Raw genomic sequence first — 2,289 nt, forward strand, 5'->3', positions numbered from 1 at the left:
GTTTATATCTTTATCAAATTTTGCTGTATCCAGAAGATAAAGTGATAAATCATATAGCTAACAAGTATGGTACAAGCACACAAGAAGCTTCAAGAGAGGCAAGAAAACGAGATATTTGTTATGATTACGATTTTCTTATGAAAGAGGGTTTAGCAGACCTATGGATTGACCTCAGAGAGTTTAGATACTACAAAGAGTATGTAGCAACAAAGAAAAACGTGACCTCCTCCCGTCTTTAAAGGAAGTCACAATTCTATTGATTTTGAAAACATATCTTCTATATTCTCTAATGTTTGTTTTTCCCTTTCTATGAACTCTATTACTTCAGAGAGAGGTACCTTCCAGCGATTATCTATTTTAACAGCTTTTATCTTTCCTCTATTTATTAAAACTCTTACATAATCTTTATTTTTGAATCCTAGAAGATCTGATGCTTTGGAGATGTCTAACAAAACCTGATTTATTCTTGATTGTATTTTAAGAGAATGAACAAGTTCCTTTTTCACAAGATTATTTATATGCTTAAAATCACCATAGGATAAAAGAGTATCGGTTATCTGTTGATTTGTTAGTTTCCTTCCTCTTGCTAATTTATCTATTACAACAACAGCTCCATCTTCTGCTCTTCTAATTGCATCTATGTATTTTTCTCTATCTCTAAAAGCTACATTTATAAGCCAGTTTTCTATGAGAATAACATTCAAGAGGATTCTTCCTATTCTACCATTACCATCTTCAAAAGGATGTAGTACTTCGAACAAAAGATGAAAACAATTAGCCTTGCTGATAGTATCTAAATCGTTATTATTAAGCCAATCTATTATGCGACTCATGATAGTCTGAATCACCTCTGGTCTTGGAGGTTCAAATTTTGCTCCAAATATTACCATATCATCTTCTCTATAGCCTTTGCTATTAAGTTGAAAGCCGTCCCAAAGCTTGTTGTATATCCATAATACAAGAGTTTCAGTGATAATGCTTATATTTTTACCACGATTATTCAGGGCTAGCATATATACATCGTCCGCAGTTTTGTAATAGTTCCAAGCTTGTAACAATCTTTTATCTTCGGATTTATGAGATGGAAATTCTTCTAAGTCTATTTTGATTTTTTCTATTGCAAGAGAGCATATAGTCTCTTCTTTTTCAAGGTATCTTATAAACTCTTCACCTAAAACATTTAAACTTTGATACGCCATCGTATCAAATATTATATATGGAAATATGGATTATGCAATGATTTATTAGAATTGATACGGGATATTAACATCCTTACGATAGCAACAGCTCTCCTTCAACCTTTTTGATAAACTGCCTTACTCCGTAATTTTCTGCTATAGGCATGTATTTATCAACAATTGCTCTTGCATCCACACTAACGTTATACTTTTTAGCAAGCCTATTAACGATTTCAACGTAGTCGTAGTAATGTAAGCTTGTAAATGGTATAATCTTATCAATCCTACCAATAAACTCTGGCGGAAATCTGTCTGTGATACTACCTCTACCGTCTATATTTGTTGGTTTTTCACTTACAACCGATGGAACATACTTAGCGACTTCTGAAAGGTTACCAGAAAGAACATCTCTTATAAGAGCTTCACGCTTAATGTCATCAGGTATTAGTTTGTAAAGCTCTCCTATGGTTTTTTGATAAAGGTTTGACGTAAAAATGATTATAGCGTTATCTGTTCTTACCCTTGCACCAGTAGACACCTCTTGGATTTCACCTTCATCTATTAGAGCCATAAAGGTTTTAAACAAAGACGGATGAGCTTTTTCCATTTCATCAAAGAGTATTACAGCTCTTGGGTTTCTCATCAAAGGTCTTGTCAAAGCACCGCCTTCTTCTGAACCAATATAACCTTTTGGAGATCCCACCAAAGTAGATGCAGTATGATAATCAGAAAATCCACCCATATCAAAACGTAAATACTGATAACCAAACTTTTCAAAATATTTGGCTATAGCTTTTGATGTTTCGGTTTTACCTACACCAGTTGGTCCTACAAAGAAAAATGTCCCAAGGATAGGAGAAGTTTTATGTAAAGCATTTTGCTTTTTCACATTTTTGCTTAGCGTCTTTACTATTTCAGTCTTAGCATCAGATTGTCCTACTACATCTTCCAATGTTAATTGCAGCTCGTTGGGGTTGAAGATGTTTTTATTTGTATTATTGATATTGTTGTTGATATTGTTCTTTGTATTGTATTGCGATAAAGTGGGATTTGGCGGTACGGAGTTAAAAGGCTGCCAGCCTTTAGGATTTGGCTTTGGTTTAGCTTGCAT

The 2,289-nt window shown here is 33.8% G+C and carries 3 protein-coding genes; 1 reads left to right on the forward strand and 2 read right to left on the reverse strand.

Translation table 11 applies throughout. The features are described from left to right. Nucleotides 1-239 (forward strand): hypothetical protein (locus ACP5S8_RS08140; protein WP_461876441.1); only part of this gene is annotated, 239 nt, incomplete at its 5' end. Between the two features lie 6 nt (nucleotides 240-245). On the opposite strand, the gene ACP5S8_RS08145 is transcribed toward ACP5S8_RS08140, so the two are convergent. Next, complete coding sequence (locus tag ACP5S8_RS08145; protein ID WP_461876442.1) at nucleotides 246-1,199, reverse strand: Fic family protein; 954 nt, start codon at nucleotides 1,197-1,199, stop codon at nucleotides 246-248. A 73-nt stretch (nucleotides 1,200-1,272) separates the two neighbouring features. Continuing rightward, nucleotides 1,273-2,289, reverse strand: a 1,017-nt coding sequence (locus ACP5S8_RS08150) for an AAA family ATPase (protein ID WP_461876443.1), incomplete at its 5' end; no start/stop codon positions are given.

It is taken from the genome of Hydrogenobaculum sp. (genome assembly GCF_049967395.1).
Taxonomy (GTDB): Bacteria; Aquificota; Aquificia; order Aquificales; family Aquificaceae; genus Hydrogenobaculum.

What these genes read in the sequence shown, in the direction of transcription:
- ACP5S8_RS08145 (WP_461876442.1), bottom strand. Translation starts at nt 1,199, where the DNA reads ATGGCGTATCAAAGTTTAAATGTTTTAGGTGAAGAGTTTATAAGATAC.